Source organism: Pseudomonas sp. DCB_BI (genome assembly GCF_026240995.1).
Taxonomy (GTDB): domain Bacteria; phylum Pseudomonadota; class Gammaproteobacteria; order Pseudomonadales; family Pseudomonadaceae; genus Aquipseudomonas.
Genome location: NZ_JAPFCG010000015.1, coordinates 24940 through 41429, shown reverse-complemented (window position 1 = coordinate 41429; position 16490 = coordinate 24940). Strand labels below are relative to the sequence as shown.

The 16490-nt window shown below is 62.8% G+C and carries 14 protein-coding genes and 1 pseudogene; 6 read left to right on the top strand and 9 right to left on the bottom strand.

Annotated elements, in window-relative coordinates; all coding sequences use genetic code 11:
• The first annotated feature begins 225 nt into the window (after positions 1-225).
• The gene (ttgR, locus tag OO258_RS17120; RefSeq protein ID WP_266031820.1) at positions 226-858 is read left to right on the top strand and encodes an efflux transport transcriptional regulator TtgR; all 633 of its coding nucleotides are present in this window, start codon (positions 226-228) and stop codon (positions 856-858) included.
• A 182-nt stretch (positions 859-1040) separates the two neighbouring features.
• Here the strand turns inward: ttgR and OO258_RS17115 are convergent, their stop codons facing one another.
• A complete protein-coding gene (locus OO258_RS17115; protein WP_266031819.1) occupies positions 1041-2492 on the bottom strand; it encodes an MDR family MFS transporter in 1452 nt (483 codons plus the stop codon).
• Between the two features lie 439 nt (positions 2493-2931).
• On the opposite strand from OO258_RS17115, the gene OO258_RS17110 reads away from it, so the two are divergent.
• Positions 2932-3801, top strand: a complete 870-nt coding sequence (locus OO258_RS17110; RefSeq protein WP_266031817.1) for an isocitrate lyase/PEP mutase family protein — start codon at positions 2932-2934, stop codon at positions 3799-3801.
• A gap of 236 nt (positions 3802-4037) precedes the next feature.
• Here the strand turns inward: OO258_RS17110 and OO258_RS17105 are convergent, their stop codons facing one another.
• The gene (locus tag OO258_RS17105; RefSeq protein WP_266031816.1) at positions 4038-4946 is read right to left on the bottom strand and encodes a LysR family transcriptional regulator; all 909 of its coding nucleotides are present in this window, start codon (positions 4944-4946) and stop codon (positions 4038-4040) included.
• A gap of 179 nt (positions 4947-5125) precedes the next feature.
• On the opposite strand from OO258_RS17105, the gene OO258_RS17100 reads away from it, so the two are divergent.
• Positions 5126-5740 (top strand): NAD(P)-dependent oxidoreductase, encoded by a 615-nt coding sequence (locus OO258_RS17100; RefSeq protein ID WP_266031814.1) that lies wholly within the window; start codon positions 5126-5128, stop codon positions 5738-5740.
• 34 nt (positions 5741-5774) lie between these two features.
• Here OO258_RS17100 and OO258_RS17095 read toward each other — a convergent pair whose 3' ends face one another.
• Complete coding sequence (locus tag OO258_RS17095) at positions 5775-6650, bottom strand: LysR substrate-binding domain-containing protein (protein WP_266031812.1); 876 nt, start codon at positions 6648-6650, stop codon at positions 5775-5777.
• A 113-nt stretch (positions 6651-6763) separates the two neighbouring features.
• Between OO258_RS17095 and OO258_RS17090 the strand changes: the two genes are divergently transcribed.
• Complete coding sequence (locus OO258_RS17090) at positions 6764-8401, top strand: 5-guanidino-2-oxopentanoate decarboxylase (RefSeq protein WP_266031810.1); 1638 nt, start codon at positions 6764-6766, stop codon at positions 8399-8401.
• Positions 8402-8459: 58 nt separating this feature from the next.
• Here the strand turns inward: OO258_RS17090 and OO258_RS17085 are convergent, their stop codons facing one another.
• Positions 8460-9380, bottom strand: coding sequence for an AraC family transcriptional regulator (locus tag OO258_RS17085; RefSeq protein WP_266031808.1), 921 nt, complete (start codon positions 9378-9380; stop codon positions 8460-8462).
• Positions 9381-9582: 202 nt separating this feature from the next.
• On the opposite strand from OO258_RS17085, the gene OO258_RS17080 reads away from it, so the two are divergent.
• Positions 9583-9876, top strand: coding sequence for a putative quinol monooxygenase (locus OO258_RS17080; RefSeq protein WP_110742689.1), 294 nt, complete (start codon positions 9583-9585; stop codon positions 9874-9876).
• 134 nt (positions 9877-10010) lie between these two features.
• On the top strand, positions 10011-10244 hold the full coding sequence (locus OO258_RS17075) for a hypothetical protein (protein WP_110742690.1): 234 nt from the start codon (positions 10011-10013) through the stop codon (positions 10242-10244).
• Here OO258_RS17075 and OO258_RS17070 read toward each other — a convergent pair whose 3' ends face one another.
• From OO258_RS17070 to OO258_RS17045, 5 genes and pseudogenes are all read right to left on the bottom strand, one after another.
• The gene (locus tag OO258_RS17070; protein WP_266031805.1) at positions 10245-10850 is read right to left on the bottom strand and encodes a flavin reductase family protein; all 606 of its coding nucleotides are present in this window, start codon (positions 10848-10850) and stop codon (positions 10245-10247) included. It lies immediately after the preceding gene.
• A gap of 121 nt (positions 10851-10971) precedes the next feature.
• Positions 10972-11217, bottom strand: a pseudogene (locus tag OO258_RS17065) (hypothetical protein); the annotation flags it as partial.
• A gap of 458 nt (positions 11218-11675) precedes the next feature.
• Positions 11676-12995: an MFS transporter gene (locus OO258_RS17055; protein WP_110742901.1), complete on the bottom strand. Its 1320-nt coding sequence runs from the start codon at positions 12993-12995 to the stop codon at positions 11676-11678.
• A gap of 281 nt (positions 12996-13276) precedes the next feature.
• Complete coding sequence (locus OO258_RS17050) at positions 13277-14608, bottom strand: sigma-54-dependent transcriptional regulator (protein ID WP_266031799.1); 1332 nt, start codon at positions 14606-14608, stop codon at positions 13277-13279.
• Entirely contained in the window at positions 14602-16359 is a 1758-nt protein-coding gene (locus OO258_RS17045) for a sensor histidine kinase (protein WP_266031797.1), read from the bottom strand. Before OO258_RS17045 ends, OO258_RS17050 begins: the two co-directional genes overlap by 7 nt.
• Positions 16360-16490: the final 131 nt, after the last annotated feature.

The window sequence follows — 16490 nt, the reverse complement described above, 5'->3', positions numbered from 1 at the left end:
TCAAGAGTAATGGAAGAGTCTGGATCTGGAGAAATGTGCTATCCGGTGGATAAATAGCTTGCTAAGGAATATACTTACATTCATGGTTGTTTGTAAATACCGCCGGGTTGTACATGACTACTGCCACAGCCCTTGATTAGTTCATCCGTGAGGTGCCCTGCAGAGGTGCTCCCGGAGCGTTTCCCGTACGCACCGCGCGTCCGGGCCAGATGAGGTTGTACTGCCATGGTCCGTCGAACCAAAGAAGAAGCCCAGGAGACCCGCGCCCAGATCATCGAGGCAGCGGAAAAGGCCTTCTACAAGCGCGGGGTTGCGCGAACCGCCCTGGCCGACATCGCCGAACTGGCGGGCGTGACCCGCGGGGCGATCTATTGGCACTTCAACAACAAGGCCGAGCTGGTTCAGGCGTTGCTCGACAGCCTGCACGAGACCCATGACCATTTGGCGCGGGCGAGCGAAAGCGAGGACGAAGTCGACCCGCTTGGCTGCATGCGCAAGCTGCTGTTGCAGGTGTTCAACGAGCTGGTGCTCGATGCCCGAACCCGGCGTATCAATGAAATCCTGCATCACAAGTGCGAGTTCACCGATGACATGTGTGAAATTCGCCAGCAGCGCCAGGGTGCGGTGCTGGATTGCCACAAGGGCATCACCCTGGCGCTGGCCAATGCCGTGCGCCGGGGCCAGTTGCCTGGCGAGCTGGATGTCGAGCGCGCGGCGGTGGCCATGTTCGCTTATGTCGATGGCCTGATCGGGCGCTGGCTGCTGCTGCCTGACAGTGTCGACCTGTTGGGGGATGTCGAAAAATGGGTCGACACCGGCCTGGATATGCTGCGCTTGAGCCCGGCTCTGCGCAAATGACACTTTGTTAAGGATTGTGAGGGAGTGTTTCCTCTCTGTATTAAGAGAGGATTAATGCTCGCGGGTAACTGCGCCATTGCTCGGCGCACCGCTGTCCTGCTGCGGCAGCCGTAGGGCAGCAGCTCTTTTCGCCAGTGATGCATCTTTGCAGCACAGGCTGTTGCTACGGGATTGCACAGCATTCAGTGGCCGCGCAGTTGCCGATCCGGCAACGCCACCGCAGCCAGTAAACCAACCAGTGCAATCAGCGCACTCCCCATCAACAGGTGGCGGAACGTCTCCAGCAACCGCGTCTGGGTCACCAGGTCCACTTCGCCCGCCTTCAAGCTCCCCAGCAAGGGATTACCGAGCAATTCGAACCCGCCCTGGTGCAGCAACGCCAGTAACAGGCTGGACATGCACGCAACGCCCATCGCCCCGCCCAACGAGCGGAACAGGTTGGTGGTGCTGGTGGCCACGCCGATGTCCTTGCTGGCCACTGCGCTTTGCGTGCCCACCAGCGATGTCGGGAACTGCAAGCCGCAGGCAATGCCAGTCAGCAACATGAACAGCGCACTGAGCCACCCGGACTGCGGCGGGGTCAGCGCCATGCCTAGGATGGCCAGCGGCATCAGCAATGCCCCGGCGAGGATCTGCGGCTTGTAGCGCCCGGTGCGACTGGTCATGCGCCCGCCCGTGAAGGCACCGATGGGTAGCCCCATCACCAGCGGCAACAGGTGCAGGGCGGCAGTGTCGGCACCAGCGCCGGTGATGCCCTGGAAGCGCAAAGGCATCAGCATGGTCAGGGAAATCGACTGGTAGCTGGCGAAGAAGATGACCGCCCAGCACAGTACCGCAACCCGGTTGCCGAACAGGTTTAGCGGTAGCAGCGGCTCGGGGCAGCGGCGCTCGTGGGCGATGAACAGCACCAGGCCCAGCACGGCGCAGGCGAACAGCGCCAGCACGGCAGGGTCCCCCCAGGCATGACCTTGGCCGACCAAGGTCATGCCCAGCAGCAGGCTCCCCAAGCCGAGAATCAACAGCACGGCACCCAGGTAGTCCACCTGTGCCTCTCGGCGCTGGACTGGCATGCCAGCCAATGCCCGGCGGATCGCCCACAAGGCGACCAGGCCCAGTGGCAGGTTGATCCAGAACACCCAGCGCCATGACAGGTACTCGGTCAGCCAGCCGCCCAATACCGGGCCGGCGACGCTGGCGACGGCGTACATGCTGCTGAAGTAGCCCTGGTAGCGGCCACGTTCGCGCGGGGGGACGAAGTCGCCGATGATCGCCTGGCTGACCGAGACCATACCCCCCGCGCCAATACCCTGGAGCACGCGGGCCAGCACCAATTGCTGCATGTCCTGGGCCAGTGCGCAGGCAATCGAGGCCAGGGTGAACAGGCTGATACCGGTGAGGATCATCCGCCGTCGGCCGTACAGGTCCCCCAGCTTGCCGTAGATCGGCACCGCGATGGTCATGGCCACCATGTAGCCGGAGATGACCCAGGCCAGCAGGCCGACATCGTTGAACTGGGCCGAGATAGCCGGCAACGAGACGGCGACGATGGTCTGGTCCAGTGCGCCAAGGAAGATCGCCAGCATCAGGGCAGTGAGCACGTTGCGCAGGGTGGTGGGGGGCAGGGCGGCTGTCACGGGGATACCTTGTTTATCGGTTTTGGCCGCTTCGCGGGCAGGTACGCAGGCACAGGTACGGCACAGGGATCACGGGATGCGATGGGCCTGTGCAGCCGGGTGCGCGCGCCAGGAAGCTCCCGGATTGTAACCCGAGTTAGGTAGCTCCCTATGTACTATCTGCATCCCCTATGCAAGATCGGCATTGGCGCATTCATCCAGTGCTGCATGGCCGCGTGATATCGTTGGTATGCCACAGGGGCCTAAAGTCGCGGCTTGCACCAGCTTGGTGCAACATTATGCCGCAGGCTTTTCAGGCTGCTGTCTCCCACACCTTTTATTCCTCTGCCTGCATGTCGAGCATGACCGCCCAGATGGCGACGGTTGGAACAGGTCAGGTAGACCCGATTACAGGGGTCGGTAGTTACCGTTCAAATTTACACATAATTGCGGAGTGATCATGCCCAAGGCTTCCCATCAAGATCTGCGTTTTGCCTTCCGCGAGCTGCTCGCTTCAGGATCCTGTTTCCACACCGCCTCTGTGTTCGACCCGATGTCTGCACGCATTGCTGCAGACCTGGGCTTCGAGGTCGGCATCCTCGGTGGCTCCGTCGCTTCGTTGCAGGTACTGGCCGCACCGGACTTCGCCCTGATCACCCTCAGCGAGTTCGTCGAGCAGGCCACCCGTATTGGCCGTGTCGCGCAGTTGCCGGTACTGGCCGACGCCGACCATGGCTATGGCAACGCACTGAACGTGATGCGCACGGTAATCGAGTTGGAGCGCGCCGGCGTTGCCGCACTGACCATCGAGGACACCCTGCTGCCCGCCCAGTTCGGGCGCAAGTCCACCGACCTGATCCCGGTCGAAGAGGGCGTAGGCAAGATCCGCGCGGCGCTGGAAGCCCGGGTCGATTCATCGCTGTCGATCATTGCCCGGACCAATGCTGGCGTGCTTACCACTGAAGAAATCATCGTGCGTACCCAGAGCTACCAGAAGGCAGGTGCCGATGGCATCTGCATGGTAGGTGTGAAGGATTTCGAGCAGCTCGAGAAAATTGCCGAGCACCTTACCGTGCCGCTGATGCTGGTTACCTATGGCAACCCGAACCTGCGCGATGACGAGCACCTGGCGCGCTTGGGCGTGCGCATTGTGGTCGATGGCCATGCGGCCTACTTTGCCGCAATCAAGGCCACCTACGATTGCCTGCGGTTGCAACGCGGCCGGCAGAACAGGTCGGAAAACCTGAGTGCTACCGAACTCTCGCACACCTACACCCAACCCGAGGATTACATCCGCTGGGCCAAGGAGTACATGAGCGTCGAGGAGTGACCGGCAGGGCGCCGTCTAACTCAACGGACGGCGCTCAACGTTGCGGTGTGAGGCACGCAATGTGCCTGCTCGCAACTGTTGGCGGCGCTGGGCTGGCTGCGTAGCAGCTCGGCGCGCCAGCAGGCTGAGCCGTAAAGCCCCGCAACTGCTGTCAGGGCCATGACGAGGGCGACTCTTCTTGATTTGATGCCCATGGTGCTCACCTCCTTGAACAGCGTTAGGTGATACCTGCCTCGTCAGTATAGATCCTGGTCCCATTCCGGCTCGTCCTTGAACCGCTGCACCAGAAAATCCAGCATGCTGCGCAAGGTTGCCGGCATATGCTTGCGCGATGTGTACACCGCATTCAGGTTCAGCTCACGCGGCTTTGCCTCGGGCAACAGGCGCACCAGTTCACCTGTGCGCAGTGCTTCGGCGGCCTGGTAGGTCGGCAGCATGGCGATACCTGCACCAGCCAATGCCGCCTTTTGCAGGGCCATCACCTCATTGGCACTGATATTTCCCGCTACCGGTACGGCAACCTGCTGGCCAGCCACTTCGAAATGCCACAGGTTATGACCGAAATAGGCATGGGTCAGGCAGTTGTGCCGGCTCAGTTCCTCGACCTGTTGCGGCGTGCCGTGCTCGCGGAGATAACCCGGTGCCGCACAGACTACCGAACGACATACGCTCAGGCGCCGGGCGATGAGGTTGGGGTCGAGGTCGTTGCTGGTGCGAATGGCCAGGTCGATGCGCTCGTCCACCAGGTTGACGGTGCGATCGAGCAGCTGCAGTTCGACTTTTACCCCAGGGTAGTGCCGCACATAGGCCGCCACCGCATCCACCAGCTGTGCCTGGCCGAATGAGGTACTGACACTGATGCGCAGTGCACCCCTTGGCGGATCATCCGGCTGCTGTACCGCGGCCTGCAGGTCGCCGGCCAGTTCCAGCAGTTGCCGGCAGCGGGGCAGGGTTTCCTGGCCGGCTGCGGTGAGGCTGAGCTTGCGCGTGGTGCGCTGCATCAGGCGTGCGCCAACCCACTCTTCCAGTTCGGCCAGGTAGCGTGACACGACCGGACGCGACAGTTGCAGATGATCGGCCGCCGCCGACTGGCTGCCCAGGTCGACCACGCAGACGAAGACGCGCATGGCGTTGAGACGGTCCATGATTTGCCCGATTTCAGAAACAAACTATGTCCAAGCATGGCATTTTTTGTCACGGTTTGGGCAACTAAGCTGTCGGGTATCGCCTCGCTGAGGGCGTAGCCAATCGCCCTGTTCACATGCTTGCGTGGCCTAAGGGCGGAATGACGTGGTAATCCCATTCAATTGATGGAGCGTATCCCATGAGCAAAATTGCAATTATCGGGGCCACTGGCCGCGCGGGTAGCCAGTTGTTGGAAGAGGCCTTGCGCCGCGGTCACAGTGTACTGGCCATTGCCCGCGACCCTGCGAAGCTGCAGGGGCGGGACGGGGTGACGGTCAAAGCGCTGGATGCCAAGGACAGCGCGGCCCTGCAAACTGCCGTCGCAGGTACGGACGCGGTGTTGAGCGCGGCGCATTTCTCGACGATCGAACCGCACGCCATCATCGAGCCGGTGAAGCGCGCCGGGGTCAAGCGCCTGTTGGTGGTGGGCGGGGCCGGCAGCCTGTTGCTGCCATCGGGGCACCGGGTGATCGATAGCCCGGATTTCCCGGAGGCGTACAAAGCCGAGGCCACTGCCGGCATACGTTTTCTGGAGGCGCTGCAGCGCGAGCCGAACCTGGACTGGACCTTTCTCTCGCCTTCCGCTGAGTTCGTTGAGGGTGAACGCACGGGGCGCTATACCCTGGGCAAGGATCATCTGTTGATCGGTGCCGACGGCAAGAGCTGGATCACTTTTGCCGACTATGCGATTGCCATGCTGGATGAGCTGGAGAAGCCCAAGCATTCGCGGCAGCGGTTCACAGTCGGTTATTGAGTCCTGCTTGGCGGGCATGCCCGCGAAAGCGCCTTCAAAGGCTGGCCTGGCCCTCCAGCCAGTCCAGCAGTTCGAGCAACCCTGGCGGCGAGGGCTTGGCCTGGCTCACCAGGTAATACCCCTTGCCCGTCAGCACCTTCAGTGCGAACGGCATGCACAACCGCCCACCGCGCAGGTCATCGCCAATCAGCGACCAGTCACCGATCGCCACCCCTGTCCCTTGCGAAGCCATGGCCATCGCCATGTCCAGCGTCTCGAAATGCTGTTTAGGGCCATGCGTGGCCAGCGTCACTCCAGCCGCTTGCAACCACAAGCGCCAGTCATGTTCATCGCGCGAGGGGTGCAGCAACATATGTCGGGCCAGGTCTTCCACTTGCTGCAACGGCACTGGCCCTTCGCGCAGTGACGGTGCGCACACCGGGGTCAGTTGCTCATCGAACAGCTTGCGTACCTGCACCCCGTGGTTGGGCGCATCGCCGTACACCACCGCTGCATCGAAACCCTCGCGACGGAAATCCACCCCGTGCTGCACGGTCGTGGTCAGCTCCACGGGGACGTCCGGGCGCAATGCCTGCCACTCCATCAGGCGCGGCAGCAGCCAACGCATCACGCAGGTGGGTGCCTTGAGCTGAAGGGTGGTGCTGTGCTCACCCACTTCACGCACGCCTTGTTCGATCAGCGCGAAAACCTGTTGCACCCGTGGCAGCCAGTCCTGGCCTTCTCGGGTCAGGCTCAGCCCGCGGGCCTGACGCTGGAACAGGGCATAACCCAAGTGCTCCTCAAGGGCTGCGATCTGCCGGCTGACGGCGCCCTGGGTGATGTGCAACTGCTGCCCGGCGCGGGTGAAGTTGCAGCACTGGGCAGTGATCAGGAACGTGTGCAGGGCAGGCAGGGGCGGGAGGCGTTTCATTGCAGTAAGCCATGATCACAAGACATGGCTAGTATGTGTTTTTTTGCATTGTCGCGATAGCCGTGGGTTGGGTCCAATAAGCGCATAACCTAACAAGATTCATGGTGAATCCGATGGCAACCTGCGGCGAAGTGTTGGTCAAACTCCTTGAAGGCTATGGCGTGGACCATGTCTTCGGCATCCCTGGTGTGCATACCGTGGAGCTCTACCGCGGCTTGGCGGGCTCGACCATTCGCCATATCACCCCGCGCCACGAGCAGGGCGCCGGGTTCATGGCTGACGGCTATGCGCGCACCCGTGGCAAACCCGGCGTGTGCTTCATCATCACTGGCCCGGGCATGACCAACATCACCACGGCCATGGGCCAGGCCTATGCCGATTCGATTCCGATGCTGGTGATTTCCAGCGTGCAGTCTCGCGACCAGTTGGGCGGTGGCCGGGGGAAGCTGCACGAGCTGCCCAACCAGGCGGGGCTGGTGGCGGGTGTGGCGGCGTTTTCCCATACCTTGATGAGTGCTGCCGACCTGCCGCAGGTGCTGGCGCGGGCCTTTGCCGTGTTCGACAGTGCCAGGCCGCGCCCGGTACATATCGAGATCCCACTGGATGTGCTGGTTGAACCGGCCGACCAACTGCTGCCGGGTCGCCCGGTGCGCAGCAGCCGGGCGGGCGCGGCACCGCAGGCCGTGGCACAGATGGCTGAGCGCCTGGCCAGTGCACGCCGACCATTGATCCTCGCCGGTGGCGGTGCCTTGGCGGCGGGCCCTGCGCTGGCGCGCCTGGCCGAACATCTGCAGGCGCCCGTGGCCCTGACTATCAATGCCAAGGGTTTGCTGCCGGCCAACCACCCGTTGCAGATCGGCTCGACCCAGTCGCTGCCGGCCACCCGGGCGCTGGTGGCCGAGGCCGACGTGGTGCTGGCGATTGGCACCGAACTGGCCGAAACCGATTATGACGTGACCTTCAAGGGTGGCTTCGAAATCCCGGGCAGCCTGCTGCGTATCGACATCGACCCGGACCAGACCGTGCGCAACTACCTGCCGGAGCTGGCGCTGGTGGCCGATGCCGAGCTGGCTACCGAAGCGCTGCTGGCTGCTTTGCAGGCTCAGCCGCAACCTGTGCCTGAAAGCACCTGGGGCGTGGCCCGCGTGGTCAGCCTGCGCCAGGCGCTGGCGGCCGGTTGGGATCAGCCGACCTTGAGCCAGACACGCTTGTTGAGCGCTATCTTGCAGCGCCTGCCGAATGCCATTCTGGTGGGCGACTCGACCCAGCCGGTGTACACCGGCAACCTGACCCTAGACATGGACCAGCCACGCCGCTGGTTCAATGCCTCGACCGGTTACGGCACGCTGGGTTATGCCTTGCCGGCGGCCATGGGCGCCTGGTTGGGCAGCGCCGAGCAGCCTGGCGAGCGTGCGCCCTCGGTGTGCCTGATTGGTGATGGCGGCCTGCAGTTCACCCTGCCGGAACTGGCCAGTGCGGTGGAGGCGCAGGTGCCGCTGATCGTGCTGCTGTGGAACAACCAGGGGTACGAGGAAATCAAGAAGTACATGCTCAACCGGGCGATCGAGCCGGTAGGGGTGGATATCCATACCCCGGACTTCATCGGGGTGGCGCGGGCGTTGGGCGCTGCTGCGGAGACTGTCGCGGATGTGGCACAACTGCAGGCAGCGTTGGGGCAGGCGGTGGAGCGCAAGGGGCCGACCTTGGTTCAGGTGGACCAGAATCAATGGCAGGGCATGGTTATTGGTTGAACCTTGAGTCTTGCGTTGCTGGCTTGTCGGCCCTAGCGCCGCCAAGCCAGCAGCACACTCAGCCAGCAGTAGCGCGCAACCTGGCCACATCGCGAATCGGCGGTGCACCATACATCCGGCTGTATTCTCGGCTGAACTGCGACGGGCTTTCATAGCCCACCCGATAGGCTGCAACAGCCGCCTCCAGCCCGTCGTTCAGCATCAACCGGCGCGCCTCTTGCAGTCGCAGTTGTTTCTGGTACTGCAAGGGGCTCATCGACGTCACCGCCTTGAAGCGGTGGTGCAAGGTCGAGGTACTGAGGTTGACCTCACGGGCCAGGTCCTCGATACGCAGCGGCTGCTGGTAGTTGTTGTTGAGCCAGGTAATGGCCTGGCATACCCGGTGCGTCTGGCTGTTGGCCAAGGCAATCTCATACAGCCGATAGCCCTGCGGGCCACGCAACATGCGGTAGAGAATTTCGCGGCGGAACAGCGGCGCCAGCATCGCGATATCACGCGGGGTGTCCAGCAGGCGAATCAGCCGCAGCAGCGCATCGAGCAGTGCAGCATCGGTTTTCTCCACGTACAGACCGCGACCAGAAGGCCGGTTGGGCACCAGCATTGGCCCACTCTCGGCGATCAGCTGGCTGATCTCGGCCGGGTCCAGGTCCATGCGCAGGCCCAGGCTGGGGTTTTCCGGGCTTGCGTCCAGCTTGGCCCCACTCAGTGGCAAGGTGACCGAGACCACCATGTAATGCAGTGGGTCGTAGACGTATTGCTCGTCGCCGAGGAACAGGCTTTTGCTGCCTTGGGCCAGGATGCACAGGGCGGGTTGCGCCAGGGTCGGCACTGAACGCACGTTCTCGGTGTAACGCACCAGGTACAGGTCATCGATGGCCGATGCCGGGCCGTGCGGTTCGCCGGCGTGGCGGGTAATCAGCGCAGCCAGCTCCTGGCGCTGCAGTTCCAGGGTCTGGTCGGGGGACGTGGCGGTGGTCATGATGGCTTTCCTCTACTGACCGTCGCAGCATAGGTTTGGGCAATGGCGGACGCTAGTCGAAAGCTGCACGTCGATTGCCTGATCCTGCCGTGCTGCAGGATCAGGCAATTGGCGAGCAGTAATGGCCTAACGTGTCGCGCGGGTGAGCCCCTAACCTTGGCAGCCTGGCTTTTCCGTCCGCCTGCTTCAAGGAGATTGTGCAATGACCCTCAAACAACCGGTCACCCATCTTGCGTTCATCCGTGCCAGCAGCGGGCGCTCGGCGGAGCTGGGGGCGCGTCTGCGTGACCTGCTCGAGCCTTCGCTGCGTGCGCCGGGTTGCCTGAGTTTCACCGTGCAGCGCTCGCAGGCGGATGCCGACTTGTGGTTGCTCAGTGGCAGCTGGCAGGACCAGCAGGCGATGAGTGGGTATTTTGCTTCGCCGACGCTGGAGTTGTTTGGTGAGCTGGTGCAGGCGCAGGTGGTGAGCAGCCTGGACTTGCATACCTTCGATTGATTTGTTGTCTGTAGCGGCCCTGTCGTCGGCAAGCCAGCCCCCACAAAGACCGCAGCAGTTGGCTTGCCGGCGATAGGGCCAGACTGGTGAATAGCGTAAGATGCCAGCCAACGATCAACGAATTGGGTAGCAACATGGCACGTAGGGAGTTCCCGCAGTTCGAAGCGGTTTCGGCGATGGTGCCGGTAGAAGGCGGTGGTTATACCGCGGCCATCGCGGTCAAGGCCTTGGGCATGGGCGGTGCGCCGCGTTTTCACAAAGTGCTCGACGGGCAGGTGTTCAAGGGCGCCGTGGCCGCTGACGAAGCGGCCACCGCCGAGTTGCAACGCCTGCAGGGCGTCAGCGACGAGGGTGAGCTGATCTGGTGATCAGGCTGTCGGCCTGCCCATCTTGAACAGTGTGCCCAGCTCGAAATAGTCCGCCGGGCCACCACCCCGCAGTATCGGCTCGGCGGCAGCGGTATCGTAGATGCCGTTGTTCAACAGGTGCTCGGCAATGTGCACCGCCACCACTTCCCCAAGAATCAGCCAGCTGGGCACCAGTTCCTGGTCAGCCCGCTTTAGCTGGACGATCTGGCTGACCTTGCACTCGAAGGCTACCGGGGTTTCGCCCACGCGCGGCACCTTGACGATGCTTGAGGGGGTGGCGGTGAGGCCGCTCAGTTCGAATTCGTTTACTTCGGCGGCAACCGGTGCGCAGCTCTGGTTCATCTGCTCGGCCAGCGGCCGGGTGGCCAGGTTCCAGACGAATTCGCCGGTCTGCTCGATGTTGTTCAGGCTGTCTTTGCGCCCGACGCTGCAGAAACCGATGATCGGCGGAATGTAGTTGAAGGCATTGAAGAAGCTGTACGGCGCCAGGTTCAAGCGGCCTTCGCGGTCCTGCGAGGAGATCCAGCCGATAGGGCGTGGGCCGACGATGGCGTTGAACGGGTCGTGTGGCAGGCCGTGGCCTTTAGCGGGTTCGTAGTAATACATCTGTACTGGGCTTGCTGGCCCTACCTCCTGGTGGACAAGGTGCCTAGTGTGCCAAGCCTGTGCCCGCCTGAAAATGATCAAGCCCGGCAAAAGCCGGGCTGGTTGCTCGCAGCAGGGATCAGCTGATGCGGTGAGCGTTGGTGTGGTCGAAGCCGTCTTCAGCGAAGCGCTGGCCGCCAGTGCGATCAAAGCCGTCTTCAGCAAAGCGCTGGCCACCGGTGCGATCAAAGCCGTCTTCAGCGTAGCTAGCGGACTGGGCTTGAGCAGCGGCAAACGTGTGAGCGGTGGTACGGTCGAAGCCATCTTCGGCGAAGGCGCCAGTTGCGAAAACCGAGAGGGCCAGGGTGAGGATCAGTTTGTTTTTCATGGTCATTGCTCCGGGGGGGTCGTGAGTTGGTTGTTTCTATGGGTTTAATGCTACTCCGATTAATTTGATTAAAAAGCGCAAAAAATTGCGGTTAAAAATCGAATAAATCGATGTTTTGCGCGAGCCTCGTGCTGGTCAGGCAGCGGTGTCATTCAATAGCCGCAAGCCTTCGCGTCGTCGTTTCGTCAGCCGTCGCAGCTTGAAGGTCGGTAATTAAAGAGGTGTTAAGAACGGAACATCTTGTTTCAAAGTGCCGTCAGGCGGGGCGATGGCTTCGTTTTGCCAAGTGAGTTGGGGCCAGGCTGGATGCTGCCAGATCCACAATAGGCTGTTCATGATTCTGCCGATCCATCCCGTGAGCGTAATCGCCCCGTTAACCGTCTCACAGGTTGTCTCGCGTCATGAAAAAGGGGCGCCCCATGCAATGGAGCGCCCCTTTCAGTCTTGCCAGGCCAGCGTCAGTCAGTAGTAATGCGCGAGTGCTGCTTGGTGTCCTTCATGGTCGCGTAAACCAGCAGCGAGCAGGCGATGCAGGCGGTGACGTACCAGTAGAAGCCGCTTTCCATGCCCGCACTCTTGAACCACAGAGCCACGTACTCGGCAGTGCCGCCGAAGATCGAAACGGTCAGCGCATAGGGTAGGCCAACGCCGAGGGCGCGGATTTCGGTCGGGAACAGCTCGGCTTTGACCACGGCGTTGATCGAGGTATAGCCGCTGACGATGATCAGCGCGGCCATGATCAGGAAGAACGCGCCCCACCAGGTCTGGATGGTGTGGAGGGTGCTGAGGATCGGTACGGTGAACAGGGTGCCCAGCACACCGAAGGCGATCAGGATCGGGCGACGGCCGATCTTGTCGGACAGGCCACCGACCACCGGCTGCAGGCACATGAACAGGAACAGCGTGGCGGCCGAGATGGTGGTCGAGTCGCTGATGCTCATGCCCACCGTGTTGACCAGGTACTTCTGCATGTAGGTGGTGTAGGTGTAGAACGCCAGGGTACCGCCCATGGTCAGGCCGACCACGGTCATCAGTTCCTTGGGGTGGCGCAGCAGGGTGCGCATCAGGCTTTCCTTGGCCTTTTCCTTCTTGGTGAACGAGGCGGTTTCTTCCATGCCGCGACGCAGGTACAGGGCCACCACCGCGCACAGGGCGCCGATCACGAACGGCACGCGCCAGCCCCAGGCATACAGCTGCTCGGTGGTCAGGGTCTGTTGCAGCACGATCAGTACCGCCAAAGCGATAAGCTGGCCGGAGATCAGGGTTACGTACTGGAAGCTGGAGAAGAAGCCACGGCGGTCCTTGCTGGCCATTTCGCTGAGGTAGGTGGCCGAGGTGCCGTATTCACCGCCTACCGACAAGCCTTGCAGCAGGCGGGCAATGACCAACAGGATCGGTGCGGCAACGCCGATGGTTTCATAGCCTGGCGTCAGGGCAATGACCAGCGAGCCTGCGCACATCAGCAGTACCGACGCCATCAGTGCCGCTTTACGGCCTTTACGGTCGGCATACAGACCCATCAGCCAGCCCCCGATCGGGCGCATCAGGAAGCCCACGGCGAAGATCGCGGCGGTGTTGAGCAGTTGTGCGGTGGAGTCGCCGGCCGGGAAGAAGGCCTTGGCGAAGTACAGCGAGAATGCGGCGTAGACGTACCAGTCGTACCATTCGACCATGTTGCCGATGGACCCGCTGAAGATCGACTTCAGGCGGCTGGCGGTGGTTTTTTCTGCGGCAGGCGCGGTGGCCGCCCCGGCGGGCAGGGAGGTTGCGTTATCCATCAGGGATACCTTCTCGTTGTTTTTGTGGAGCGCGCCGTGGCGCAGCTTGCACAGGTGATTGCAGAAGGTGTGCCAAATGGGTGCGTAATGATCCAAATGGGGGCGCTGGGCGCCTTCCGTGGCTACGCCGGCTCCCATAGAGACCGCGTCACGCCTGGGATTTCCGATTTCCTGGTGGCAGCGGGCCTGCCGGCGAAGGACTGCAGCGCAGCCCCGAAAACCCCCTCTGGGCAAGCGGATTTCTGCTTATCGGGAATTTTTGATAAGCGGAAATCCGCTCATTACCGTTCCACAAAATCCTCACGTACCAACCCATGGCGCTGCATCTTTTCGTTCAGCGTGCGCCGCGGCAGCTGCAACGCCTCCATCACCGCACTGATGGCCCCGCCGTGCTGGCGTAACGCTGCGCGCAGGCATTGTGCCTCGAACGCTTCCATCTGCTCGCCCAGCGACTGCCCGGCCGGTGCCACCTCGATATTCGGCGAGCCCAGCCCCAAGGCATGCCGCTCCGCCGCATTGGCCAGCTCGCGCACATTGCCCGGCCAGTCGTGCGACAGCAGTTGCGCCAGTTGTGCACCCGACAGCGGTGGGGCAACACGGCCAAGCTTTTCGGTAGCGACCCGGGCGAAATGCTCAAACAGCAGCGGAATGTCTTCACGCCGTTCGCGCAACGGGGCCAAGCGCAGTTCGGCTACGTTCAGGCGGTAGGCCAGGTCTTCGCGGAAGCGCCCGGCGCGGGCCTCTTCAAGCAAGTCAGGCTTGGTCGCGGCAATGATGCGCAAATCGACGTTGATACTTTGATTGGCCCCCAGACGCTCAAGCTTCTGTTCCTGGATTACCCGCAGCAGCTTGGCCTGCTGGACCAGTGGCATGCTTTCGATCTCATCGAGAAACACCGTGCCACCGTTGGCGTACTCCAGTTTGCCGATGCGTTTGCCCTGGGCACCGGTAAAGGCGCCGCTCTCATGGCCGAACAGTTCGGCTTCGAACAGCGCTTCGGGGATGGCCGCGCAGTTGAGGGCAACGAACGGCCTGGCCGCGCGCGGGCCAAAATCGTGCAGGCACCGCGCCACCCGCTCTTTGCCGCTGCCAGTCTCGCCACGGATCAGCACATTGACCGGCAGGCTGGCCAGGTCCAGTACTTGGCGACGCAGCTGTTGCAGGCCCTGGGACATGCCGAGCAGCGTGCCCTCCAGGCGTGACTTGAGGTCGGCCTGCTCGTGCAAGCGGCGGTTTTCCAGCACCAGCTGGCGTTTTTCCAGTGCCCGGCGCAGGCTGCCCAGCAAGTGTTGCGGGGTGAAGGGCTTTTCGAGGAAGTCATAGGCCCCGTTGCGCATGGCCTCAACCGCCATCGGCACATCACCGTGGCCGGTCAGCAGGATCACCGGCAGGTCTGGGTCGTCCGCCTGCAACCGCTCGAGCAACTGCAGGCCATCCATGCCCGGCATGCGCACATCGCTGATGATCACCCCGGGGAAGTGTTTCGGCAGCTGGGCCAGGCAGTCTTCGGCGCGGGGGAATAGCTGCACGCTGAAACCGGACAGGCTTAGCCATTGCTCCACCGCCGTGCGGATACTGGCTTCATCATCGACGACGATCACTGAATTCAACATACAGGCTCCAGGTCTCGGGGCAGGGTAAGGCTCAGGCGTGCACCACCGGGCAGGTTTTCGGCCTGCAGCTGGCCGCCGGCCTCATGGACGATGCCATAGGAAATCGCCAGGCCCAGGCCCAGTCCTTCGCCCACCGGCTTGGTGGTGAAGAACGGGTCAAAGACCTTGGCCAGGTCGGCTTCGGCAATACCGCCACCCGAGTCGAGCACGCTCAGGCGCCACAGCTCGCCGTCAGGCTCGATACGAATCTCCAAGCGTTTGTAGCGCTTGTCGGCCATGGCGTCGAGGGCATTGTGCAGCAGGTTGATCAGTACCTGTTCCAGGCGAATGGCATCGCCGCGCACCCAAGCCGGGCGTGCCAGGTACTGGGCTACCTCCACCTGTTCGCTGCGGATGCGTGCTTCCAGCAAGTGCAGGGCCTGGTCAACTACGGTGGCCAGGTCGAGGCGCTCGCGCAGGCCCACCGGGCTGTTGCGGGCGAAGGTCTTCAGGTGGCTGGTGAGTGCGGCCATGCGTGTGAGCATCTGCTCCAGCGGCTCAAGGGCTTGGCGCGCTTCGTCATGACGGCCATGGTCGAGCAGCAGCCGCAGGGTTTCCAGCTGCATGCGCTGGGTGGTCAGTGGCTGGTTGATTTCGTGGGCCATGGCCGCCGACATTTGCCCCAGGGCGGCCAGCTTGGCCGATTGCACCAGGCCCTCCTGGGCGGTGCGCAGCTCGCGGGTGCGCTCCTCGACCTGGCGCTTGAGCTCTTGCCGGCTGCGCTGGCGCAGGCGGGCCAGGCGCAGGCGCTGGCTGACGAACAGCCCGGCGAACACCAGGCTCAGCCACACGGCGGCGGCGCCAAGGGCGGCATTGCGGCCGTCTGCGGCGACCTGCGGTTTACGCAGCAGGTGCAAGGTCCAGTTCTCGCCTTCCAGCGGCAGGCTTTCCCACAGGTACTCGGCACTGCCTTCCGGCCCCTGCACACGGCTCAGGGTGCTGTTGGCGGCAAAGCGGGTGAGGACCTGATGCTGCAGCGGCACCAGCGGTTGCTTGTCGTACTGTCGGGTTTCGGCCAGCTCGGCACGGTCGGCGCCGCTGAGTGGCTGCAATTCGCGGTAGCGCCAGCCGTCCTGGTTGGCGATGAAGGTGATGCCGCGTGCATCGCTGACCAGCAGGATATCGCTGCCTTGGCGCCATTCGCGTTCCAGTTCGGGGAACTCCAGCTTTACCACCATGGCACCGAGGAAACGGCCATGCTCGTCGTTTACTGCGCTGGCGAGGAAGTAGCCTGGCACGCCACTGGTCACGCCAACGGCGTAGAAGCGGCCACTGCCTTGGCTGCGGGTTTGCTTGAAGTAGGGGCGAAAGCCGTAGTTGGAGCCGACGTAGCTGCTAGGTAGCCGCCAGTTGCTGGCGGCGATGGCCAGGCCGGTGCGGTCAAGCAGTTCGAGGGTGGAGGAGTTTGCCGCGCCGTTGATGCGTTCAAGCTTGCGGTTCAGGGCGTCCTGCACCGGCTCGCTGACCGGGCCGCGCAGGGCGGCGATCAGTTCCGGGTCCAGTGCCAGTACGGCGGGCAGGGCACGGTAGCGGTCGATCAGGGTGTGCAGGGTGTTGGCATAAAGGCCCAGTTGCTGATTGGCACGCTTGGCGTCGTCTTCCATGGCCTGGCGCTTGGCTTGGTGCATGGCCCAGCCGGCACTGAGGGCGGTGCCCAGCAGAATGAGCAGGGTGATCAGCCCCAGACGCAGGGCGCGAACGGAAAAGGGCATGGGGCGGATCCGAAAGTGGTGTGCCTGTCAGGGCCCTATCGCCGGCAAGCCAGCCCCCAACAGGTTGCACAGGTCCATCAGACTGTGACGGCCCATTGGGGGCTGGCTTGCCGGCGATAAGGCAGGTACTG